The organism is Hanstruepera sp. CR43, assembly GCF_055227665.1.
Map to the genome: position 1 here is coordinate 742,330 of NZ_CP200078.1, position 24,374 is coordinate 766,703.

Consider the following 24,374-nt stretch of genomic DNA (forward strand, 5'->3'; position numbering starts at 1 on the left):
TACCATAGGTCTTCCTAAAAGTGTAAACAAGCAACTTACTTTTATAATCATCTTTGCATAATCAAATTTAGAAACTATAAAAATGAATAAGATGAAAACAAATTTTAAAATATCAGGTTTTGCAGTAGCCGTGCTAATAGGATTTATAACCCTTTTTACAAGTTGTTCAAACACTAACGAGAAGAACTTACAGGCCAAGGTTGCAAAATTGGAAGCTGAACTAAAAATCTACAAAGATGCTGAAGCCAAAACACAGCAACGCCTGGTGGCTTTTGATTCTTTGGATTACGAATTTTATACCAATCAAAAATGGGATAAATTCAGTCATAGCCATAAAGATGATATCGTGGTTTACAATGCCGATGGCAGTGTTACCCAAGGGCTTTATCCAGCGCATATTGACGATTTAAAACCCATGTTTGTATTTGCACCAGAACACACGTATTGAAAATCATCCGGTAAAGTTTGGAAGTGGAGAGTGGACGGCCGTTATTGGTGAATTACAAGGAACTTTTACCGAACCCATGCCTATTGGCGAAGGCAAAACAATTCCACCAACTGGTAAATCATTTAAATTACGCATGGCAACCATTGCACATTGGCAGGATGGAAAAATGACTGAAGAATATTTATTTTACGATAATCAAGATTTCATGAAACAAATTGGGTTAGCACAATAAATCCATAAACTCTATTCCTTATAAATGAATCGAAAAGATTTTATAAAATCAATGGCACTTTTGCCACTATTAACTTCAAATATGAATTTAAAAGATTTAAACAAAATGACCGCATCTATGAGCAATACAGGTAAAATGCCTGTGTTGTTCTTGGGACACGGAAGCCCGATGAATGCCATTGAAGAAAATGAATTTGTTGCTGGATTTAGAAAAATAGGCACCGAAATATCCAAACCGAATGCCATTCTCTGCATTTCAGCACACTGGGAAACCAGGGGTACTTTTGTAACAGCTATGCAAAACCCACCAACCATTCACGACTTTGGTGGTTTCCCACAAGCCTTGTTTGATGTACAGTATCCCGCACCAGGGAGCCCTGAACTCGCAAAAGAAACCAAGCATCTCATAACCAAAACCGAGGTCGGACTGGATGATAAATGGGGATTGGATCATGGGGCTTGGAGCGTGATTAAGCACTTATACCCAAATGCCGATATCCCAGTAATCCAAATGAGTATTGATTATACAAAACCTGCAAGTTATCATTTTGAACTGGCAAAGCAAATCAGCAGCTTACGCCAAAAAGGGGTATTGATTATTGGAAGTGGTAATATGGTACACAATCTGCGCATGGTGGCCTGGAACAAACTGAATGATATATTCGCCTTTGATTGGGCAACCGAAGCCAACGAAAAAATGAAAAGCTATATTTTAAGTGGTGACTTTCAACCATTAATCGATTTTAAATCACAAGGAAAAGCTTTTGATTTGGCCATTCCTACACCAGAACATTATTTGCCACTACTCTACACCTTGGCGCTGAAAGAAACCAACGACGACATCAGTTTATTCAATGACAAACCTGTGGCAGGATCATTAACAATGACCTCATTAAAAATAGCATCCAGTTAATAATAAGACCTTGTAATATAATCTTGTCTTTAAAATCGATAACTTATAATGCCCTTAATAAAAAAGGGAGTCCCTGGCGTAAAGTGAATTTCTTCAACAGGGTTTATTTCGTTTTGCAATCTAGATTCCGTGGCGAACTGGGTTTCGTTCCATTCGGTATCAAATAGATTTTCAATAACGACACCTAGATTGATGTTTTTAGTCAAGGCATAGTTCATATTCACATCGGTTACAAAATAGCCTTCGGCTATAATGGAGTTATCTTCATTAGCTGGTCTGTCATCAATAAAGCGATAGCGTATTCCCGCTGAAAAACCTTTAATATCATTAATGGCCAATCCGCCTGTTAACGTGAAATCTGGTGCCAATGGAATATAATCTTCACCATCAAGTTCGTCCACACTGCGCGCATGTGTCAAGGTCGCATCGGTATCAAAATATAACCAGTCGGTAAATTGGTAACGCATACCCAAATCCAATCCATAGCGCTCGGATTTGCCGCTTGGTTCCACAATACCGGCATCACCCACATACACAAACTCCTGTTCCAAAAATAAATACCAGGCTGTGGCATTAAAAACCATCTTATTGAATGGTTTCCATATAGCACCTAAATCAGTACCATAAGCCCTAGGCAAAATATCGGTACCTCCTTGTTGGACTACTACTCTAGCATCATTGGAATGAAATCCAATACCTGACTTTATAAACCACTGCAAGTTTTGGTTCTGATTGAAAAACAGGTTCAGTTTCGGACTAACGATTGTTTTGGTTTCCGACTGTGTTTCGTAATCGGTTATCAAAGCATCATTGTACATAAATTTGAAATGGTCTAAACGCAAAGCCGGTGCTACTACAAACTTTCCGAATTCAAAATCTACATTTACAAAACCATAGAGATTGGTTTCATTGACATCACCCAATACCAGATATTCCAGAGTTTCATTACGATTTCGAGTATGTGATAATTCCACATCATTTACCAAATCGTAACGCAAACCGAAACCCGAAGAAATCTGCGTATCAATGGCTCCCAACTGGGTATCCTTTATAAACTGGGTATTGAATCCAAAGATATCACGGTCTTCATGCTGCTTAATCTGATCGCCATTAATAGGGTCTTCTAAAAAGAAGGTGAAATTGGAATACAATTCAAAGTCATATTTGGAATAGAATATATTGGATTTGAATTGTAAATCGTCTTTCAATAAAGCGTTATAACTCACGTTCACATTGCTTCTGGAAGTATTGCCACCTTCGGTATCATCAATGGCACCAAAACGTGAAATCAAGCCGCTATCTACAGCCCGTTGTGGTATTTGACCCGAGGCGTCCCAACGACTGGTAAAGTGCGATACATTAATCGATAGCTTGTCATTTCCTTTTAAGTAGGTGGTATACTTACCAAACAGATTCAAGCGGTTAAAATTTTGTGGTGAGTCAAACGGGCCATCAAACTCAATATATTCTAAAGCCACATAGGCATTGGAACGCTTGTTGTTTTTCATTAAATCGAACAGACCCAAGGTTCTCAAGGAATTAAATTGACCATAACCCAAACTGATTTCACTGGTCTCCAATTTATCCTTGGTCCTGAAATCCACAAAACCTGCCGTGGTAAAATCACCTTTATTGGCATAATAAGGTCCCTTTCCAAAGTTAATGGTATTGATGGTTTCAGGTATTAAAAAATGCAAGTCACTATAACCCTGACCATGTGCATGGGAAACCATATTAACAGGCATGCCATCCACACTTAAACTGACATCAGTTCCATGGTCTATATCAAACCCACGCAAGAAAATCTGTTCGGCCTTTCCGCCTCCAGCATGCTGACCAATAATAAGTCCAGGTACTTTTCGTAAAATCTCCTGTGAAGAGTTTACAGGATTGGTTTCCAAGTCAACCTTGGCAATACTATTTAGAGCGTTAACCTGCTCGGTAAGGATCAATTCATTCAATAAAATAGTTTTAGGCTGTAATCCAACTTCCAAACCACTATCAAAATACTTTTGGTTGACAATAAGCATTTGCTTTTCATAGCCTAACAATCCTAAATTGAGAGTGTCACCTACCTGGTTGTTTTCCAAAATAAACGATCCATTGGCCAAGGAATGCGCATGACTGGTTGACGTGGCATTATAGATATAAACATGTTCCAATGGCTGACCGGATTCGTCATACACAAGACCTTTGATGGTTTGTTGTGACCAAACGGTTTGACACAGGAAGAACAATAGTAAATATTGGAATAGATTTTTATTAGAAATCATGGATAGGTTTTAGGTTGATTATATGTTTTTGATATCTCGCTCCAGCAAAGGACCCAACTCATAGATACTGGATTCTAAATCTGGTTTCAATGCCTTGGCTTTGTCCTCCATACCATTGGCTTTATAAATTACTGCCAAGTGGTACATAGCAAGTGGTTCAAAAGTATAACCAACCACAAAATCCTCCATAATGGTTAACGCCTTTTTAACGTTTCCTTGTTTGTAAAAAGCCCAGGCCAATAGATGGTAAGATTGTGGTGTGGGTCGATTTGAAATCTCCTGTTTGGCTAACTCTAAAGCTGCATTTACAGATGCGTCTTCTTCTGCATACAGTTCAACATTATAGGCATTGTACATAGTGCCATATTGTTCATCGGATACCATTGCCAAGTAATTGTTTATATTGGCTTGCTGTTCCCTGTTTTGGTTCAAGTATTCCAATATATCGGCCTTCAGTAAATATAAATCTGGTGTTTGATAACTTTGCGTAACCGAATTTAAAATCCGCAAAGCCTCTTCTGCGTCTCGTTCATAGGAAAAGACAATCCAAGCTATGCCTTTTTTGGCATAAGCATCATGAGGATTCAGTTCCAAAGCCTTTAGATAATAATCATAGGATTTTTGAATGTTCCCGGCATGACCGTAAAAGTCGGCCAGATTGGTATAAGCCCATTGTTTGGTATCGCTGATATTAGAGGATTCTGCAATGGCTGTGGCTTTTTCCATATACTTAATGGCGGCGTCTAAATTGCCTTCGTGGTCGCTCCATTTTGACAACCTGATTAGATAATCGAAATCACTCAAGTCCTTGATCCTGTCTAAATAAGTTTTGGCGGCTACTATATTACCCAATTCCAATTGCACATCAAACAAAATCTTATAAGTCGCTTGTATGTTTTCCCCGTTGGCAACTGCTTTTTCCAACAAATCTAACGCTTCATTAAACCGATGTTGCGAAATGTAATTTCGTGCCAAGGCTCTTAAGTACCCTGCGTGATTGTAATTGGTGCGTTCGTTTACTTTCTTTAAATAAGATTCAGCCTCGATTAAATGGGCAATCTCACCTGTCTGATTGAATAATTGAGAATGACACGCTGCCAATTTAGCAAGATATGGAAACTGATTCGGTTCTTTTTCTAGCTTTTCTTCCCAAAATAGCAAATCGTTTTTAGCCATTAGCAACGCATCATTCTCAACTAATTCAAGGTATGTATTGTAAGTATTAGCATCCGTAACTTGTTCTTGTTGCTTGTTACAGCTAATGAAACAAAGCAAACAGACAAGCACACCTAGTTTATATAAGTTTGTAGTTTTCATAATTTAGTGGGTTTTGTTAAAAAAATCAGAGCATACAGAACGTATGCCCTGACTGTAACTCCTTACCAAGGGGCTGCCAGGTAAGGAAACGAGGTTAAGAACGGTTTATCGTTGGCATCCACATTATCATTTGATAAGGTTGGATTTTCGCTGAAGTCCTCACCTCCAAAAATCAGTAGGAGTTCTACTGTAATGACATCATCTGCTAATGCTCTACCTGTTAACACATTGGTACCATCGTAAAAAGTAGTGGTTCCATCTAGTGATAAATTCAGTACATCAGTAGCTAAAAGCGTTGTGAAAGCTGCGGAATCCTGTCCCAGAGCATTCATATCACCAGGATTAGCAAATGCAGGACTCAAAGCTTCCAAATTGGTTTGAAACATGGTTTGAAATCCGGCATTTTGCTCTGATGGTATGGTAGTGTTAAACATATTTTTACTACCACTGGAAACGAATACCGTGTTTACGGCAGGTCGCCCCATTTGATCTCGTTGTACATAAACTCCTGAAAAATCAAGCTCATTGCCACCACCATTGTTGGGTGGTGTATAATCATCGTCATTATTGGAGCAACTGAAACCTAATGTCGCCATGACACATATCATTAATAAATATTTTATATTGATTGTTTTCATAATATTTTGTCTTATTGGTTATTATTGTTTTCTCTTTGATTCTACCCAGGTATTCACGGTTCCCGAACCTCCTACCATAGCTTTAGGCACCTCAACAACTATAGACAGTACGTTGGTGCCAGCAAAGGTGTCACTCCCAGGATTATTGAACCCTGTGGCGTTGCCTGCTATAATATCACTGTATTGTGCGAAGTCCATAAAAAACGGATCATCACGTGGGCCTGCAAAAAACTTCATGCCAGCATTTTCACTCATAGAGGGTGTTGTTCTGGTAGAAATATCCACGCTGGACTGTGTAGCCGATGTTAAAACAGTACTGTTCAATCCTGTGTTACTTGGCGCGGCTGGTCCAAAAAAATACATTTTACCATCACGAGGTATCGCTTGAATAACCATATCTTCTATATTATCCTGATCGGTGTCGATGTTAAATTCAATGAGTACGTTCTCATCAAACGCTGCGGCATCTGTAGATCCAGGTGCCAGTAATCCTTGTAAATTGGCAACAAACACCACATTATCAGTATCTTCAGCTTGGAAAGCATAAAAGTCGGTGATATCGCTAGTACCTCCAGATACAGCTGGTGCATCAATATGGTCTGCAGCAACTAATAGGAAACCGATTATGGCTATCATTCCGATTCCCAAATACATTTTTGTGTTTTTCATAATTTTGAGTTTTAGTTATTTATTATTGACTCTTTACCCTACCTACGGAAAAACACGAAAAGTGGTTTTATAAATTTTTTGATAACACTAAAAATCTGTTCATTTTTCAATTAAAAAAGTATCTTTACCCCATAAAATTAATGGCATGAATCCATCTGCTAACGGCTGGATAAAAAAACTACTTAAAAGCGAATCCCTTTCCCAGTTACTAAAAGGCTATGACAACTTAACCTTTTATAAAATCCTGCGTTCTTCAGGATTTATTTATGGTAGCAATGTGTTGGTTATTGATGACTTGGTTGAAAACCATGATTTTACCAACGAAGAAATTTGCAAAGTCAATTTTCTAATAGCTTTTTATTACACACACCTGACTTCAGACAATGAGGGCCACTTTGCTGATAGTGTTATTGATTTTTACACCCGAATTAACGCGCATAAAACCTCTTTTTTTTCCGAATTGCTGGGTGAGAAAAAATCGCATGGTCTTCTGGAAAAAATCATCCACAAGCGCATTCAAATTGATGACAACATCATTGATAAAAGTTTCAATTACTTTATAACCAACGCCCTTTTATACAGTGATATTCTGGCTTATCAGGTATTCCTTAAGACCAATAGTATTTCGGAGACCTATATCCAAAATCTGGAAGCTTCCATTGAAGCTTTTGTTATTAAGGCCCTAAACGCTAAAATCACCAAAAGTGATTATGACCATAGTCTCATTGACCTATTTGAACAATCATTACGCTACCAGAAGACTCACAAATTGACTTACGATGAAGCTCTTGGAAACATTAAGACACCTGAAGAAGCCTATTATATGGTTGATATTTCCTGTATGGCTACTTGGGGCGACTCGGTAATTGACCATAAAGAAAAGAAGTTTTTAAATGAACTGGGTGCTGATTTGAATCTGGACAGTCCAGTTATAGAATCGGCTATGGAAGCCATTAATGTATTTTATAAAACGCATAAGAACAAAATTGCCTTATTGAGTTCCAAAAATATCGTAAAAACATTTTACGATAATTCCAGTAAAATGGTGCATAAACTCATCTCCCGAAACAGCAAACGCCTCCTGAATGAACTTCGAGAAAGCAAGGAGCTGATGAAATTACTGACCCAGTCGACAGTGCGTGATTTAAGTGAGGAGGAACAAAAACGCGTCAATGATCAGTTATTGGATATTTTTAAATCTATTCCAAGTTTAGCCATTTTCATGTTACCTGGTGGTGCTTTGCTATTGCCGTTGGTTATAAAGTTTATTCCGAAATTATTGCCTTCGGCTTTTGATGATAATCGGATTGAAGAATAGACTTACTCCAACCAATTCTTAAAATCCTTAACCCGTTCTCTGGCTACGATAACCTCCTGTTCATTGAAATGGTTCAACTTGATCTGTAAACGGGAATTGGTATAGCTTACCATATCCTTAATTGCGTGGATATTCACAAAAAACTTACGACTGATTCTAAAAAAGGTCTGCGGTTCAAGTTCGTCTTCCAAGTGTTCTAAAGTTGTGTCCAGTAAATAGTTTCTACCATCTGTGGTATAGAGATAAGTTCCTTTGTTCTCACTGTAGAAACATTCAATTTCATCAATGTTTATCAGCTTCAAATGCTGCCCAACTTTAACGGAAAAGCGCTTTTTATACTCACGTTCCAATGGGTTTACCAATAGTTTTTTAATATCATCAAAATCCAAAGTCACGCGTTGCTTTTGAGGTTGGTTTTCCTGATATTTATGAATAGCTTCCCCCAGTTCATCTTCATCAATGGGTTTCAAAAGGTAGTCTATGCTGTTGAGCTTAAACGCTTGTAAGGCATACTCATCATAGGCTGTCGTAAAAATAATGGCCGATTTTACATCGACTGCTTCAAAAATCTCAAACGATAAACCATCACTCAATTGGATATCTAAAAATATCAAATCGGGATGTCCATGATTCTGGAACCATGCAATCGATTCTTCAACCGAGTGCAGCATAGTCTCTGCCTGAACACCTAATTTATCCAGCATACGTTGTAAGCGCCTTGCTGATGGTTTTTCGTCTTCAATGATAATTACGTTCATGTGTGTTGTTAATTTTCAATTTTAATTCAATTAGTTGGCTATTCCCACAATTGCCTGTCCTTGTCCATGATTTCCTGAACCTTACGTTGTTCCCATTTTTTCGAAAATGGCCAGTTTCCACCAAATACTAAAACACCATGAAGTAAGAGACCAAGTCCCCAAAAAATAGCCATCGAAACGTGACCATATCCCATACCCCAAAAACCGTATAGTGAGTATGCATGTAAAAGGTCAAATAAGGCCATTACTATAAACCAGGTTATGTTTACCAGCAAAAACAAAAATAAATGCACGTAAAACCCTTTAATTTGTTTGGCCTTTTTTACGGCTCTATGATATGATATACTTCTATCTTTAGATAATGATTTCATTATTTAATTTTTTATTCAATGCTTCTTATTTTTCAAAATATGGTTTGATTAATTCCAGCCCTTTTTTTCTCGTTCCATAATCTCCTTGATCTTGCGTTCTTCCCAGTTTCTGCCCAAAATCATGTTGGGAAGAAAAACCGAGAGACCATGTACTGCTAAACCCAGACCCCAGAAAAACAGAGTAAAGAAGTTTTTATACTGAAAGTACGATTCGCCTGGCTCTAAATTATTGATATTGATAATTACAATCATAATGTTTATAACCACATACACCAGTAAGTGCGAATAGAATCCCTTTATTTTTTTGACTCGGCTTTTAGCACGTTCCAATCGTTTTTGTTCTTCGAAATTCAGTTCCATTAGTTCCAGTTTTTATTTTGATTCTCCTTCTCCATAATTTCCTTAATCTTACGCTCTTCCCAGTCTTTGCCGTATCCAAAGACACCAAAGGCATGAAACACAATACCCATGCCCCAGCCTAATGCTGGAAACCAAAACCATTGAAATTCCCATGACGTTCTATAGTTTATGAATATTAAAAACGGGATGACAACCATGTAAGAAATAATGTTTCCATAGAAACCTTTGATTTCCTCTACACGTTTCTTGGCCTTATAATAGGCTTCCTCTTGACTGTTTGAATAATTTGATTCCATAATTGTGATTTGTTTTGTAAGCATGGGTATTGCTACTGCAAAACTTTTTGCTTGTTGATTGATGTTTACTTTTCTATTAGTCAATAGTTGGTAGCGTTGCATAATATTACTCAAACCAACACCACTGCTCTTTTTGACAATTTGTTTCGGTTGAAAATTGTTTTCTACAATAAGATCACCAGCTTCCTCATAAATTTTTATATGTAAAGGTTTACTGGTGGTGACCATATTGTGCTTGACCGCGTTTTCCAATAATAACTGTAACGATAAAGGCACCACCTTACTTTCAGGGTTTGAAGCCCGTTCTGGGATATCAAACACAATGCTGTCTTCAAATCGCATTTTTAACAGCATCATATAAGTTCGGGCAAAATCCAGTTCCTCATCTACGGTTACCAAATCCTTGTTTTTTTGCTCCAGCACATAACGGTATACTTTTGACAAGGCCGTTGTAAACCGTTGGGCATTTTCCGGGTTTTCATCAATAAGGCTTGTTAAAACATTCAAACTATTGAACAAAAAATGCGGATCCAATTGATTTTTTAGGGCATCAAACTTAGCACTGGCCGTACCCGCAATAACCTGTTGCTCCTTGATTCGGTTTTGTTGGTATTTGTTATAAAAGTAAATGATGTGAAACACCACGACGATACTCAAGGTAATCCAAAGACCAAAATAGTAAGCTCTCGGTTCTTCATGCGTGATAAACTGCTCATATGTATTTCCAAAGTAATACATTGATGTGAGCATTCGGATTATAAACAACCCTAATAAGGTTATAATGACCGAACCAACAATTCCTATAATTACCCGTTTAATTCCCTCCGACTTTTTCCAGTTTCGAGAACTCAAAAAGTTAAAATAATACATATTGGAATAGCCTAACACAAAGGCATAAATCTGATAAAAAGTGAATTCTATCGCAAAATCTTTGGCGTTCTCAAACTGAAAACCATCTTCAATAAAGCTTCCAATAATAAACACACCTATTCCAATAAAAAAAGTGATAAATATATTTTTGACGTGCTTATTCATAGTTGATTATAATGGTTATGCTTATTGACACTCTGCCGCTACCTGATTTGCGCGCTCTTTTCCCCAGTTTGGCGAAAATGGTGTTTCGGGCTCAAAGGCATCAAATAGTTCCACCGATTTTTTTATGGCTTCACAATAGGGTGCGATGTCCGTTCCGAAATAACGTGCACTACCCATACCCCATTCGGCTCTACTGGACACCACACGTGGATTTTGAGGTGCTAGTTCATAAGCCTTTTCATAAATACCCGAAACTAAAGCACCGTACTTCATGCCGTAGGTTGCGCCATCATAGGCTACCCAGTTGGTGTAAACATGTGCCTGCATGACCATAATCTCTGGATTGTCCGGACTGATGCTTTTGGCCACATCAATGTATTCCTGGGCTTTGTTTAGTTGAGCCGTTAACACATTGATGTCCTTTTCTTCCCAACTTTTTAAACTGTTGATTTGTGCCACGTAATAATTGGGCAGCCACTCGTTTGGTTCTGCTTTAGCGATTCGCTCAAACAGTTGTTCGGCACCAGACATATCACCCGATTCCCAAAGCGAAAATGCTCGGGTCATACCCTTTTCAAAAGGGGTTTGTGCCTGCATACCGACCAGCACAAAGGTGAACGCAATACATAGTAGTTTTTTCATAATGATGGTTTTAGTGTTTTACCGTTCGTAATTGATTAACGGTACAAATATCAATATAAACCAAAGCCAACGAAAATGGAAATAACTGAACTGTTATTTTTTTATGATGAATTGTAAAGCCACATCCAATTACTTGGACATGGCTTTAGTTTATAGAACGATTAATAGCACAGTGTTACTGCTTAATTATAAAATTTATTGGGATACTGTAAGGCACTTTTACTGGCTTGCCTCGTTGCTTGCCAGGCTCCATAACAGGTAATAAGTTTATGATACGCTCGGCTTCTTTTTCCAAAATAGTATCGGGTCCACGAGACTTTATATTGGAAACATGTCCATTGGCATCAATGGAGAACAGCACAAATACTTTTCCGTAAACACCCATTTCCAAAGCGTTTTCAGGATAACGGAAGTTTTTACTAATATGTTCCTGCATCTTTTTATTAAAACAGGCGCTCAATTGGGCATTGTTTCCAGTACAGCCTGGGAATATGGGTACTTTTTCTACAACGGCAAAGGGTACGACAACCTCCTCTTCCACTTCAACCACTTCCACTTCTTCGACCTCAACGGGATCGGCTATTTCATCCTCCTGATTGGTTTCGGAACTTTCGATTACCGTTTCCTCAATCTCCTCGGTGTCTTCAACAATAGTAATAACATCAGGTGTGGCTGCAGCAGGTGGTGGCGGTGGTGGTGGCGGTGCATCAATATTTGTAATGGGAATATCTTCATCGACTTCATCGGCCATAGCTAAAATATCCTGGGAGGTAATCTCCGTATCGAAGGTTCGGTATTCCAAGCCTTGCCAGGTAAAAAACAACATGATATTGAGACCGATAGCAAAGTAAATACCGCTATTGCGGCCTATTTCTAAACTGGGATTTTTTTTGACTTCCATAATACTCCGTTTTATACCTATGAAGTTAGGCAGTATGAAAGCCAAAAACTATGACAAATATCAGTTTTAAAACTGGGAAATAAGGCTTGCGTGTTTATCCCAGACCTGTGAAGTGGGACTACCATACCTTTGACACGACTAATATAGGGCTTATCTCAAAAAAGACATGACCTAAAATTTGTAAAAAAGACTATACTTGGGTAGCATGATTAAAAGTATTTTAAAATGATTAGATTTGGACTAGTGGATGATTATCACACAAATGTTTTACATATTAACAACAAATTAAAAATGAAAAATCTAATTTTATTTCTCACTTTATCTATTTCACTAAATGTTTTGGGACAAAACAAAATCGAAAATTTAAAGTTCAACTGGCCAGAAAAATATGAGTGGAAAATTGGCTCAAACCAAGAAACCGATCAAATGCATTTTATGGAATTAGTACCAGGCAATGAAAGTTTAGACAATTGGACGATAATTGGGACCATGATGTCCATCAAAGGCGCAAAAAACGTTCCTATGGACGTTGCCATAAATTTAATGTTTGACCAAACCAAATCTACTGCACCAAAAGCAAAATTAACAGTTATTGAGAAAAACGAAACGGATCAAAATCACTGGGCTATCTTTAAAATTGAATCACCAAGATTTACAAATGACAAAACCCTGAATCTCAATTATATTATATCATACAAGGGGAATCTTCGCTTTATTCAAATTTTGTAGCCGTAAAAGAAAAGCAATTGAGTGACGATTTTGTAAATGAATGGGTCGAAATATTTAAGTCAAGTGAATTAGTTTATCAATAAAAACTGCTGTAAAAAACAGCCATATCATGAATATAAATCATAAAATTATCAGAACTTGGAAAGGTTGGACAACTTTAGAAAATGCAACGATTTATGAAGATATGCTCATTAATGAGGTATTTCCAACAGTAAAAAGAAAGGGTGTTGAAGGATTGGAAAAAGTTAGTATTTCCACGATGGTAAAAAATGATGAGATGGAATTTTTTCTTGTACTTCAATTTGATTCACTGGATTCTGTTAAAGAGTTTGCAGGAGAAGACTATGAGCAAGCTTATATACCAGACAATGCTAAACGTATCTTATCGAGATATGATAAAAGGGCTGAACATTTTACGTTGAAAGAAGAACTGATATTGAAATAAAAACAATTGCCAAAACGACGATAATCCATTTCACTCATAATTCAATTAAATCCATCCATGAAACCCTATTATATCTATTTTCTATTATTTCTAACGACTTGGGTTGTAAAAGCCCAAGATTTAGCCACTTACGAAAAACCCATAGAAATTAGTTTGTATTCGGAAGCTTTAAAAGACTCTGTAAGTCTGGAGATAACCATCCCAAAGGAACGGATCCTCGAAACCCATACGGCCTATCCCGTCATTTACTTACTGGACAGACAGCTACAGAGCAATTACCGATACAACCTGAACACTATTGACTATTTAAGTTCATTAAACTGGATGCCCAAAGCCGTCGTAGTCGGTATCACGTTTCCTTTTAAAAGCAGAACGTCTTGGACCAATCCCAATGCCACACGTGGCCAAGCAGATGATTTGCTGTTGTTTATAGAAAACGACTTGCATGATGAATTAAAGAAACAATACCCAATTGCAAACTTTAATTTATTGATTGGACATTCGCGCACAGCCATTTTTTCGTCGTATGCCCTATCAAAACGCCCCGAATTTTTCAATGGTGCCGTAGCCAGTAGTGTTTCTAATTTTGACTTTGGTGATGATTTGCAGCAGGAACAATTTGAGATTTTTTTGAATAAGATTGCTTCTAGCTCACAGCAGTACTATTACTATTTTTCTGTAGGCAAAACAGCTTATGGCGACTTACATGAGTCGGCCGTAGATACTTTAAATGCGTATTTAATTTCGAAAAAATTGCCAAAGAATTTCCAATGGCAATACTTCAAAAATCCAGTAGCACATGATCTCACACCAGGTGTAACAGTAGGGCGCGCATTAAGTGACATTTTTAAAGAATATGGTAGACGGATAGACTTATGCTTTGAGATTGCCAGGAAATTCCCGAATAACGTGCCATGGCAAGATTTTATGGAATTGTATGCATCATTATCGTCTGATTTTGGATTTAAAATCGAACCTGAAGAATTATTCTTCAACAGTATTGCTTCGATGTATTACAATGACTATGACGGTTTATACGGAGACAAACATCTCCATTTTTGTCTTGAAATTCTGTTAAAAGCTCTAGAAAAGTATCCCAATAGTTTTGATTACCATGGTTGGGTAGGAGAAATATATATGACTCTCAAAAAGTTTGAAACAGGAGAACAATATCTTAACAAGGCTATTGAACTTATAAATCAGGACCCTTCCGTCTCGGAAACTGACAGACTAAATTACCTGAAAGAGATAGAAGCTCTAAAAAAACCTAAATAATAACAAGTCTATATTATTTTGAAAAAAACTATATTCTCAATAATAGCCGCACTTGGATTTATTACTGATGAATTTTTGACTTTTGAATACATCTGCGATTATCCTGAACATGGACCTCAATTTTATGGTTTTCCTTTTGTGCAACAAACCAATTCATCATGGATTTTCAGTATGTCAGGTGACATTTATTTGATAGGCTTTTTAGGTAATCTCATATTTTGGGCGATTATAATAAGTAGTGTTGTTTTCATTTTAAACAAGTTTAAAAATAATATCACAAGAATTTTTATTAGGCTATTTGGCTGGCTCATTATAATTTGGTCTTTATTTTCCATTTTGTTTTATACCGCTATTGATTGGCGATTGGAATTTACCCATGACGATTTTAAAATAAATTACTACCAAAATGACATTGATTGCAAACGTCACTTTTTACTTAAAAGAAAATTCAGATAATTAAAAATACATCACCCAATAACATCTTCTGTTATTTTTACTGCAGTCTAACCCTATTATTTGTATCTTTAAAATCCACTAAAAACCAGCACACTATGAAATCATTATTACTTTCCGGAATCTTTTTATGTTTAAGTATGCATATAACAGCACAGGAGGACCCTTATTTATGGCTTGAAGAGGTTGATGGCAACAAAGCTCTTGCCTTTGTGGCTGAAGAAAACCAAAAAACAGTTGACAAGCTGACCAGTACACCGTATTACCAAGATATTTATGATCAGGCCCTGGCCATTTACAACTCGACGGACCGCATTGCCTACCCAACCACCTACGGTAATTATGTATACAATTTTTGGAAAGACAAAGACCATGTGCGTGGTATTTGGCGTCGTACGACCCAAGCCAACTATAAAACCGGTAACCCACAATGGGAAACGGTTCTGGATATTGATGCGCTATCGGCTGCTGATGGAAAAAAATGGGTATTTAAAGGCGCTTCGGGTCTATACCCTGACTATAACCGATTTTTAATACAATTGAGTAATGGTGGTGGCGATGCTATTGAAACCAAAGAGTTTGATGCCACAACCAAGCAGTTTATAACTAATGGATTTTACATTCCGGAATCTAAAGGTGGTGCCTCTTATGTGGATGAAAACACCTTGATTGTTGCTTCGGATTTTGGCGAGAATACTATGACCACTTCGGGTTACCCTAATCAGGTAAAATTATGGACCCGTGGCACAGATTTAAAGGACGCCAAATTGATTCATGAAGGTAACACAAGTAATGTAGGCTCATGGCCAGCTGTTATTCGGGATGGTGATAAAAAATATATAGCGGTTTATCAAGCGGTGACCTTTTATACTCGAAGCATGAAAGTGTGGCACAATAACCAATTGGTTACCTTGGATATTCCTGAAGATGCCGCACCCAGTGGTATTTTAAAGAATCAAATGCTTATGAGTCTAAAATCTGACTGGACAGTGAATGATACCACTTATAAGCAAGGCGCTATTATCAGCTTGAATATGACTGATTTATTGAAGGGCAAACATACTATTAACCGGGTGTACCAACCAGATGCATTTTCGAGTGTGTCTGGTATGTCAACCACCAAAAACACATTAATACTCAATGTGCTCAACCATGTTATCAGTAAGTTATACATCTATACTTTTGATGGTAAACACTGGCACAACAAACCAGTAAATGCGCCTGATTTCGGGTCCCTTTCGGTAGTAAACACTAATGAGCTTACAGATGATTATTACTTTCAGTTTGAAAACTTTTTAACTCCAGAAACACTTTACAGTGCGAATGCCCAAGATAATACGTATAAGGCTTTCAAATCGTTACCCGCATTTTTTGACGGTAGTCAATATGAGGTGAACCAACATAAAGCCAAATCTACAGACGGCACGTTAATACCCTACTTTATTGTGTCACCTAAAAACATGGCAACCAATAGCAGCAACCCAACACTACTGTATGCCTATGGTGGGTTTGAATCATCTTCAACCCCATTTTATTCTGGTGGTTTTGGAACAGGCTGGCTGGAAAATGGTGGTGTATTTGTGCTGGCCAATATCCGTGGTGGTGGCGAATACGGCCCTAAATGGCATCAGGCTGGTTTAAAGGAAAAAAGACAAAATGTGTATGATGATTTTCATAGTGTTGCCGAAGATTTGATTGCCCGAAAGGTGACCTCTCCAGAGCATTTGGGTATTATGGGTGGCAGTAATGGTGGCCTATTGGTAGGTGTTGGTTTTACACAACGTCCTGACCTATATAATGCTGTAGTCTGTCAAGTACCATTGCTAGACATGAAACGCTACAATAAACTATTGGCAGGTGCCAGCTGGATGGGTGAATATGGCAATCCGGATATTCCCGAAGAATGGGCATACATTAAAAAATACTCGCCGTATCACAATTTAAAGCCAAATACGGCATACCCGGAAGTGTTTTTCTATACCTCCACGCGTGATGACCGTGTGCATCCAGGGCATGCCCGAAAAATGGCCGCCAAAATGCAGGCTATGGGTTACCCTATTTACTATTATGAAAATACCGAAGGTGGACATGCTGGATCTTCAACCAATGAGCAACGGGCTAAATCGACTGCTTTATCCTTCTCCTATTTGCTGATGAAACTGAAATAATTTTATAGAAAACATTTATTTCTTATTCTTACTATTCATTTGAATTGTTGAATAAATTGGTATCATTCAAATTATTAAGCCATAAAATGCAATTTTAACTGGTCAATCCTTTGAGTATGATTATTTGAGAGAGTTCTGAAATAGACAATACCTGTTAATAATAACATAGTTTCATGCGGATACATATGAAACATCACGTACAGTAATTTGTCTAAGGTTAAGCATGATAAATATCATGGAATAATTTGTAGATGACTAGTAAATTTATGGTTTAAACACCATAATTATGACTGATTTACAAATTGCCAAAACCGTTACCCTTGAGCCTATATCTGAAATAGCCAGTAAATTAGGAATCGATTCTAACCGAATTGAGACCTATGGCCAATATAAAGCCAAAATTCCATTAACCTATATTGACAGAAACAAAGCTAGTAATAGTCATTTAATACTGGTTTCAGCAATTTCACCGACACCCGCAGGAGAAGGCAAAACTACGATCTCTATTGGGTTGTCAGAAGGATTAAATCAGCTTCATAAAAAGACCACGGTTGTTTTAAGAGAACCCTCTTTGGGTCCCGTTTTTGGTATAAAAGGCGGTGCAACAGGTGGTGGTTATGCACAAGTATTGCCCATGGAGGATATTAATTTGCATTTTACAGGTGACTTTTCGGCCATTGAAAAAGCACACAACCTATTAGCTGCCATTATTGATAACAACATTCAAAGTAAAACAGCTTCCTTACAACTAGACCCCAGAACGATTAGCTGGAAACGGGTGGTTGATCTTAACGATCGTGCCCTACGACGCATTATTGTGGGCCTTGGTGGCACCACTTCTGGTGTACCAAGAGAAACCGGTTTTGATATTACGGCAGCTTCAGAAATTATGGCTATACTTTGTTTAGCCGAGAATCTGACTGATCTCAAAAAACGATTAGGGAACATCTTTGTGGGTTACACCTATGACAAACAGCCCATTTATGCACGCGACTTGCATGCTGAAGGTGCCATGACAGTTTTGCTTAAGGATGCCATCAAACCAAATTTAGTACAAACTATAGAAGGAAATCCAGCCCTTATTCATGGTGGTCCATTTGCCAATATTGCCCAGGGAACCAATAGTGTGATAGCTACAATAATGGGTATGTCGCATTCAGACTATACTGTCACTGAAGCTGGTTTTGGATTTGATCTGGGTGCTGAAAAATTCTTTGATATTAAATGTCAAAGTGCCAACTTAAAACCAAAAGTGGTTGTATTGACAGCTACAATAAGAGCTTTAAAATATCATGGTGGTGCCGACTTAAATGATTTAACCACACCTAATTTAGATGCTCTAAAAAATGGGTTGCCCAATTTAGAAAAGCATTTGGAAAACATTTCAAAATTCAAAGTACCTGCCGTTATCGCTATTAATAAATTTGCTACCGATAGCGAAGAGGAAATAGCGCTTATTAAAGCATTTGCAAAACAAAAAAATGTTGCTGTGGCTTTAGCCGACGTTTGGGCTAAAGGTGGCGCTGGTGCATTGGATTTAGCAAAAGAAGTCATAAAAATAATTGACACCTCGACATCACAGTTTGAACCTCTTTATCAATGGAATTCTCCAGTTATAGATAAAATAGAAACCATTGCCACCGAGATTTACGGCGCTGAGCACGTGGATTACAGTTTAAAAGCCAAAGCAAACTTAAGAAAGATATCAAGTTTAGGTTTAGACAACCTACCCATTTGTATAGCTAAAACTCAAAAATCTTTATCAGACAACCCAAAACTTCTAGGAAGACCTAAAGATTTTATCATTACCATACGAGAAATTGAAATAGCTGCAGGTGCCGGGTTTTTAATTCCTATTACAGGTGATATTATGCGCATGCCAGGATTGCCCGCTCATCCAGCTGCTGAACATATTGATATAAATGAAAATGGGGACATAAGTGGCCTGTTTTAAAAGATTTTAGAGCAGAATATTTAACGAAAATAAAAAATTAACAACGGTCTATTGTTGCTAAAATAATTATATTGAAAGCTCTAAAGTTTTACCGTGCGAGACATTAGTTACATCTTTTTACTATTAGCATTAGTTGCCGAAATAGTCGGTACCATTGGTGGGTTTGGCTCCTCGGTATTTTTCGTGCCCGTTGCCAATTTCTACTTCGATTTTTATTCGGTTTTGGGACTGACTGCACTGTTTCACCTGTCCAGTAATTTGAGTAAGATTTTTCTATTCCGTAAAGGTCTGGACAAAAAACTGCTGATTAATATTGGAATCCCATCTGTCGTTTTTGTAATTATTGGTGGTTTTTTATCCAAGTATTTAGACAGCACCTATCTGGAAGTGATTTTGGGAGTCTTTTTGGTTGCTTTCAGTTTGTTCTTTTTAATCAAAAGCAACATCATTGTGTTACCCAACAAGAAAAACGCTGTTGTTGGCGGATCGCTTTCCGGGTTTTCAGCCGGCTTATTGGGAACTGGTGGCGCCATTAGGGGTCTGACCATGGCTGCCTTTAATCTAGAAAAGAGTGTATTTATTGCCACATCGGCCTTTATTGATTTCATGATTGACTTTTCACGAACTTTTGTTTATTACCAAAACGGATACATTCATGGCCATGATATGAAATATGTGCCATTTTTATTTGTTATTGGACTCGTAGGGTCTTACATAGGTAAAAAGATCTTGGCTCACATTCCTCAAACAAAATTCCGAGTGATATCCTTGGTGTTAATACTACTGATTGGCTTGGTAACCATTGGCCAGCTGGTGGTTAAACACGAAGTACTATAGGTTATCCAACTGGTTATCGGTTTTATTTTCGCTAATAGTCCAGAAAAAGCCAATAAAAAAGAAGCTGTCGGCTGCAGGCTTTAAAGCTCTGCTTTCATAAAACCCATTGCTATCGGGTGTATTTGCAAATTGGTAACCATTGATATTCTGTGTGCCAAGCACGTTATTAACGGATACGTAGAGTATTTTTTGCTGTGTGATTAAATAAGCCCAATTCATACTGATACTGTTATAGTTCTTGGTCTTTTGGTTGAGAAAGCCACCTAAATTCGGATCGGTATAGCTACGACCAGATGCAAAGGTATAGCTGATACCCAATTGACTTTTCCAGTCGTTTATCCAATATTTTCCAACAACAGACAGGTTATGGGTATTGGCAAAAGAGGGTCTAGCCGCCTGTGGGTAATTTTGGTAATCACGTTCCGTATCCAACAGGCTATAGCTAATCCAATAGTCAACATTTTTGATGCTTTTATTATCGCGCCAGAACAAGTCTAATCCTGTGGCATAAGCCGAACCTCTGTTATTATATTGACTGTTGAAACTGGCAAAATCGGTGTCGTACTTAACCAAATTATTGTAATCTTTATAGTAAGCCTCTGCCCTGAAGATTTTACCATCTCCGTTTAATTGATAATTCAGAATGTAGTGCGTGGTACTTTCAGCTTCCAAATCCTGCTCAAATTTTAAAACGGCACTGTTGGGGTTTTGGTAGAAATTACCAAACGCCAATGATACTTGACTGTTTTGACCAGTTTTATAAGCAAACGATACACGTGGTGCCAAGGTGAGTTGTTTGAAAATCTCACTGTATTCTGAACGCACACCCGCTTTTAGAGCTAGTTTCTTAGAGAAAATAAAATCGGCTTCGGCAAAAGCTGCGGCAATGTTATTATTGTAACCATAGCTTACCGTGTTTATGCTTTGACCTTTGTATTTCTCATTGAAATCGGTTGCAAAGTATTCGGCTCCGAAATTCAGTTTAAATCGGCTACTAAAGCGACGTTTTAATTTCAGCTTGGCATGAACCGAGTTTTCGGTATCCTTGATATCATCTGAAATAAATTGAAAATCATTTTTAGCATAAGTATAACTCATCCCACCAAAAATAGACCAGGTATCAGTTAACATCCCACGATAAGAGCCATTGAAATAGAGGTTATTATTGTTTAATTTATAGTACACTCCCTCTGGATAGTTAATATCCTCTTGAGTCAATGCAAAACCGCCAGCATCAAATGCTGTATACAACTTCAGCATTCCGGAACTGAATTTACGTCTGAACACTGCCTCACCGGAACCACCATAAAAAGGCTTATCCCAATCGTTTCTATCCGGAAACAAGGCTATGTAAGGTGCTAAATTGATGTAGGATCCGTTGACACTCAAGGAACTTTTCTCCCATTTTTCGGTATACCCCAAAGCGGCACCTACACTCATAATACCGATATCGGTTTTTTCCTGGTCCGGTTCTTCAATGGTGTTTAATAACAAAACACTAGACAACGCCTGACCAAACTCGGCAGAATAACCACCCGTTGAAAAGGTAATACCATCAAATAAAAACGGGGAATAGCGACCTCGAGTCGGCACATTGTTGGTTGATGGTGTATAGGGTGTGAATACCCTAATACCATCAATAAAAATCTGGGTTTCATTGGCGTCACCACCTCGTACAAACAAACGCCCATCTTCGGCTACCGTTGATGTTCCGGGCAATGTTTGCAGTGCGCCCACGAAATCGCCCATAGCACTGGCTGTGGTGACCACATCCAGTGGCTTTAATACCGAGACCTTACTGTTATCACCAGCTTCAAAAGTTCCCGCTGAAATAACAACCGTATCCAACGAATTGACATCATCACGGAGTTTTACGGTGATATTTGTAAATGTCTTCACATCACCTGCCTGTTGATAGGTTTCATAGGCTAAAAAGGAAACCGTTAAGATTTGCTGCCCAGTTTCTTCGGTTTGAAAGCTAAAGGACCCATCCACTTGTGATGTGGCGCCATCATAGGTTCCATCGAGATATACATTGGCGCCTTCCAAGGGATTACCTTTATAATCGGTGACTTTCCCAGAAACAGTCGTTTGGGAATAGCCTATCAAAACAAAGCATAAAAAGAAAAGGTTGGTTAGTGATTTCATGTGGTTAGATTTTACTGTTCGATTTTTTAATTGACACAGCAAAAGTGCGAACAAAACAAATTTAGCGAAACTAATTAGAACCGAACCGTCAAATTTCTATGACGAATTGCATATTTTTGAGAAGAAACCATTTTTTATGCTTACAAAATCCGAAAGACTCTTTGCCATATTGTTTTGCCTAGTGCTCATTTTTGAAATGTACACGGCAATGGAGGTACCTATACTCCATTATTTTGCGAAACCTGCTTTATTAATCTCATTAATTTCGTTTTATGTGTTTCAAAGCCAACATATAGATGCCCATATTCGTAAATTAACCTTGGGTGCTTTGGTGTTTTCTCTGTTAGGTGATATCCTTTTGATGTTTGTTGATCAATCTCCCCATTTTTTTACTGCTGGATTGGTATCGTTTTTAACGGCACATGTATTGTATATTTTAGTGTTTTTAAAAGCTCGAAATCGGGCCAAAAAACCCTGGCTATTTTTAACTATTCTGATAGCCTATGGCAGCTCCCTATTTTATGTGTTAAAGGATCATTTGGGAGTGATGCTTTTACCGGTATTTTTTTACATGCTGGTTATTTTAACTATGGCAACTTCAGCATTTTTACGAAAGGGTAGTGTGCGGGTTTTAAACTATAATTTGGTGCTAACGGGTGCTATTTTATTTTTAATTTCGGACAGTTTATTGGCTGTAAACAAATTTTATGAGCCTTTGGCTTATTCGAATATAAGTATTATGTTTACATACGCTTCCGCACAGCTTTTTATCGTTTTTGGGCTCCTAAAACAGCCATAGATTTTATTTATAGTTAATACTTTTAAAATTAATAATCAATTACTTAAATATAATATATTAAACTATTAGTTTACTTTATTAAAAGGACGGATAATTAAGCGTGCCGCCTTATCAAAATTGATGTAATTATACACCCAATTAAAGAAAACCACTACCCGATTTCGAAATCCAACGAGTGCCATCAGGTGAATGAACATCCAAACGAACCACGCAAAAAATCCGGCGAACTTAACCCGGTTTAAATCGACAACGGCCTTATTTCTTCCGATGGTAGCCATGGAACCTTTATCGTTATATTTGAATTTTTGCATGGGCTTTTTAGCAATCAATTTTAAGATGTTTTTACCCAATAATTGACCCTGTTGAATGGCTGGTTGCGCGACCTGTGGATGACCCTTTGGATAAGCCTCGGTTTCCATGTAAGCAATGTCTCCCAAAGCAAAAATATTTTGGTAACCATCCACTTGGCTATAGGCGTTAACCTTGTACCGATTAGAACGCTCCATTAACACATCGGCTGATAAGCCGATAACGGGACTTCCGGTAACACCAGCTGCCCAAATAAGGGTTTCGGACTCTAATTCCAAATCGGAATTGGTTTCCACGGTTTTGCCATCATAATCCTTGACTAACGTATTACAATGAACGTGAACACCCAATTTATTCAGAAACATTTCAGCTTTTTTGGAGGCATGCGCACTCATAGGCGGCAACAATCGATCAGCACCTTCCAATAAGTGAATTTGCATATCGCTGGCGTTCAAATCCCTGTAATCACGCGGGACGATATGATTTTTGAGCTCCGCAATGGCACCTGCCAGTTCTACTCCTGTTGGTCCACCTCCTACTATGACAAAGTTTAAAAAAGCCTTACGGTCTTCATCACTTTTAGCAATCGTAGCCTTTTCAAGGTTTTGCAAAATCAAACTGCGAATATTCAAAGCCTGTGGCACGGTTTTCATAGACATACTATTAGCCTCCACATCCTTATTACCAAAAAAATTGGTTTTGGTACCTGTAGCCACCACCAAATAGTCATAGGCCAGATTACCGATGGAGGTTTGAATTTCGCTTTTATCTGGTTTGATCTCCTGAACTTCCGCTAACCTAAAAAAAATATTTCTCGATTTTTTTATAATTTTCCGAAGCGGATAGGCAATGGAATCGGGCTCTAAACCCGAACTGGACACCTGATATAACAGGGGTTGAAAGGTGTGATAATTATGTTTGTCAATGAGAACAACCTGAATTGGTTTGTTTTTAAGTGCTTTAGCCAAATTAATGCCGGCGAAACCGCCACCAACTATGACCATTCTTGGTAATTCAGACTCGGGAATATTCATCGTGTTTGTAAGAAAAATGTATCACAAAGATACGACATCCCAATCTGAAAGAC

The 24,374-nt window shown here is 37.9% G+C and carries 24 protein-coding genes; 12 read left to right on the plus strand and 12 right to left on the minus strand.

Annotated features, from left to right (window positions below):
• Positions 1–91 precede the first annotated feature (91 nt).
• The 3 genes from ACKXGU_RS03145 to ygiD all read left to right on the plus strand — a co-directional run bounded on the left by ACKXGU_RS03145 (position 92) and on the right by ygiD (position 1,592).
• On the plus strand, positions 92–448 hold the full coding sequence (locus tag ACKXGU_RS03145; RefSeq protein ID WP_463466620.1) for a hypothetical protein: 357 nt from the start codon (positions 92–94) through the stop codon (positions 446–448).
• The gene (locus ACKXGU_RS03150; RefSeq protein WP_463466621.1) at positions 426–680 is read left to right on the plus strand and encodes an ester cyclase; all 255 of its coding nucleotides are present in this window, start codon (positions 426–428) and stop codon (positions 678–680) included. The genes ACKXGU_RS03145 and ACKXGU_RS03150 overlap by 23 nt, the downstream gene beginning before the upstream one ends.
• Positions 681–761: 81 nt before the next feature.
• On the plus strand, positions 762–1,592 hold the full coding sequence (gene ygiD / locus ACKXGU_RS03155) for a 4,5-DOPA-extradiol-dioxygenase (RefSeq protein ID WP_463467401.1): 831 nt from the start codon (positions 762–764) through the stop codon (positions 1,590–1,592).
• Positions 1,593–1,621: 29 nt separating this feature from the next.
• On the opposite strand, the gene ACKXGU_RS03160 is transcribed toward ygiD, so the two are convergent.
• The 4 genes from ACKXGU_RS03160 to ACKXGU_RS03175 all read right to left on the minus strand — a co-directional run bounded on the left by ACKXGU_RS03160 (position 1,622) and on the right by ACKXGU_RS03175 (position 6,489).
• Positions 1,622–3,865: a TonB-dependent receptor gene (locus ACKXGU_RS03160; protein ID WP_463466622.1), complete on the minus strand. Its 2,244-nt coding sequence runs from the start codon at positions 3,863–3,865 to the stop codon at positions 1,622–1,624.
• Positions 3,866–3,883: 18 nt separating this feature from the next.
• On the minus strand, positions 3,884–5,182 hold the full coding sequence (locus ACKXGU_RS03165; protein WP_463466623.1) for a tetratricopeptide repeat protein: 1,299 nt from the start codon (positions 5,180–5,182) through the stop codon (positions 3,884–3,886).
• Between the two features lie 62 nt (positions 5,183–5,244).
• Positions 5,245–5,820, minus strand: a complete 576-nt coding sequence (locus ACKXGU_RS03170; protein ID WP_463466624.1) for a DUF4331 family protein — start codon at positions 5,818–5,820, stop codon at positions 5,245–5,247.
• Positions 5,821–5,841: 21 nt separating this feature from the next.
• Entirely contained in the window at positions 5,842–6,489 is a 648-nt protein-coding gene (locus ACKXGU_RS03175) for a DUF4331 family protein (protein WP_463466625.1), read from the minus strand.
• A gap of 145 nt (positions 6,490–6,634) precedes the next feature.
• On the opposite strand from ACKXGU_RS03175, the gene ACKXGU_RS03180 reads away from it, so the two are divergent.
• On the plus strand, positions 6,635–7,807 hold the full coding sequence (locus tag ACKXGU_RS03180; protein WP_463466626.1) for an LETM1-related biofilm-associated protein: 1,173 nt from the start codon (positions 6,635–6,637) through the stop codon (positions 7,805–7,807).
• Between the two features lie 2 nt (positions 7,808–7,809).
• On the opposite strand, the gene ACKXGU_RS03185 is transcribed toward ACKXGU_RS03180, so the two are convergent.
• The 6 genes from ACKXGU_RS03185 to ACKXGU_RS03210 form a co-directional block, all read right to left on the minus strand.
• Positions 7,810–8,565 carry a LytR/AlgR family response regulator transcription factor gene (locus ACKXGU_RS03185; protein ID WP_463466627.1) on the minus strand — a complete coding sequence of 252 codons (756 nt, stop codon included), beginning with the start codon at positions 8,563–8,565 and terminating at the stop codon, positions 7,810–7,812.
• Between the two features lie 38 nt (positions 8,566–8,603).
• Positions 8,604–8,936: a 2TM domain-containing protein gene (locus tag ACKXGU_RS03190; RefSeq protein WP_463466628.1), complete on the minus strand. Its 333-nt coding sequence runs from the start codon at positions 8,934–8,936 to the stop codon at positions 8,604–8,606.
• A 48-nt stretch (positions 8,937–8,984) separates the two neighbouring features.
• The gene (locus ACKXGU_RS03195) at positions 8,985–9,296 is read right to left on the minus strand and encodes a 2TM domain-containing protein (protein WP_463466629.1); all 312 of its coding nucleotides are present in this window, start codon (positions 9,294–9,296) and stop codon (positions 8,985–8,987) included.
• Positions 9,296–10,627 (minus strand): 2TM domain-containing protein, encoded by a 1,332-nt coding sequence (locus ACKXGU_RS03200; protein ID WP_463466630.1) that lies wholly within the window; start codon positions 10,625–10,627, stop codon positions 9,296–9,298. The genes ACKXGU_RS03195 and ACKXGU_RS03200 overlap by 1 nt, the downstream gene beginning before the upstream one ends.
• Positions 10,628–10,648: 21 nt before the next feature.
• Positions 10,649–11,269 carry a tetratricopeptide repeat protein gene (locus tag ACKXGU_RS03205; RefSeq protein WP_463466631.1) on the minus strand — a complete coding sequence of 207 codons (621 nt, stop codon included), beginning with the start codon at positions 11,267–11,269 and terminating at the stop codon, positions 10,649–10,651.
• A 175-nt stretch (positions 11,270–11,444) separates the two neighbouring features.
• Positions 11,445–12,170 carry an energy transducer TonB gene (locus tag ACKXGU_RS03210; RefSeq protein ID WP_463466632.1) on the minus strand — a complete coding sequence of 242 codons (726 nt, stop codon included), beginning with the start codon at positions 12,168–12,170 and terminating at the stop codon, positions 11,445–11,447.
• 291 nt (positions 12,171–12,461) lie between these two features.
• Between ACKXGU_RS03210 and ACKXGU_RS03215 the strand changes: the two genes are divergently transcribed.
• The 7 genes from ACKXGU_RS03215 (at position 12,462) to ACKXGU_RS03245 (ending at position 20,031) form a co-directional block, all read left to right on the plus strand.
• On the plus strand, positions 12,462–12,899 hold the full coding sequence (locus tag ACKXGU_RS03215; protein ID WP_463466633.1) for a hypothetical protein: 438 nt from the start codon (positions 12,462–12,464) through the stop codon (positions 12,897–12,899).
• Positions 12,900–13,008: 109 nt separating this feature from the next.
• Positions 13,009–13,344 (plus strand): antibiotic biosynthesis monooxygenase, encoded by a 336-nt coding sequence (locus ACKXGU_RS03220; protein ID WP_463466634.1) that lies wholly within the window; start codon positions 13,009–13,011, stop codon positions 13,342–13,344.
• 57 nt (positions 13,345–13,401) lie between these two features.
• Positions 13,402–14,619 (plus strand): alpha/beta hydrolase-fold protein, encoded by a 1,218-nt coding sequence (locus ACKXGU_RS03225; protein ID WP_463466635.1) that lies wholly within the window; start codon positions 13,402–13,404, stop codon positions 14,617–14,619.
• A gap of 18 nt (positions 14,620–14,637) precedes the next feature.
• Positions 14,638–15,075 carry a hypothetical protein gene (locus ACKXGU_RS03230; RefSeq protein WP_463466636.1) on the plus strand — a complete coding sequence of 146 codons (438 nt, stop codon included), beginning with the start codon at positions 14,638–14,640 and terminating at the stop codon, positions 15,073–15,075.
• A gap of 95 nt (positions 15,076–15,170) precedes the next feature.
• Complete coding sequence (locus tag ACKXGU_RS03235; protein ID WP_463466637.1) at positions 15,171–17,240, plus strand: prolyl oligopeptidase family serine peptidase; 2,070 nt, start codon at positions 15,171–15,173, stop codon at positions 17,238–17,240.
• A 286-nt stretch (positions 17,241–17,526) separates the two neighbouring features.
• A complete protein-coding gene (locus ACKXGU_RS03240; protein ID WP_463466638.1) occupies positions 17,527–19,194 on the plus strand; it encodes a formate--tetrahydrofolate ligase in 1,668 nt (555 codons plus the stop codon).
• Positions 19,195–19,287: 93 nt separating this feature from the next.
• The gene (locus ACKXGU_RS03245) at positions 19,288–20,031 is read left to right on the plus strand and encodes a sulfite exporter TauE/SafE family protein (protein WP_463466639.1); all 744 of its coding nucleotides are present in this window, start codon (positions 19,288–19,290) and stop codon (positions 20,029–20,031) included.
• Here the strand turns inward: ACKXGU_RS03245 and ACKXGU_RS03250 are convergent.
• Positions 20,026–22,179, minus strand: coding sequence for a TonB-dependent receptor (locus tag ACKXGU_RS03250; protein WP_463466640.1), 2,154 nt, complete (start codon positions 22,177–22,179; stop codon positions 20,026–20,028). The two genes, ACKXGU_RS03245 and ACKXGU_RS03250, sit on opposite strands and share 6 nt — an antisense overlap.
• Positions 22,180–22,315: 136 nt before the next feature.
• On the opposite strand from ACKXGU_RS03250, the gene ACKXGU_RS03255 reads away from it, so the two are divergent.
• The gene (locus tag ACKXGU_RS03255) at positions 22,316–22,978 is read left to right on the plus strand and encodes a lysoplasmalogenase (RefSeq protein WP_463466641.1); all 663 of its coding nucleotides are present in this window, start codon (positions 22,316–22,318) and stop codon (positions 22,976–22,978) included.
• A gap of 65 nt (positions 22,979–23,043) precedes the next feature.
• Here the strand turns inward: ACKXGU_RS03255 and ACKXGU_RS03260 are convergent, their stop codons facing one another.
• Positions 23,044–24,321, minus strand: coding sequence for an NAD(P)/FAD-dependent oxidoreductase (locus tag ACKXGU_RS03260; protein ID WP_463466642.1), 1,278 nt, complete (start codon positions 24,319–24,321; stop codon positions 23,044–23,046).
• Between the last annotated feature and the right edge of the window lie 53 nt (positions 24,322–24,374).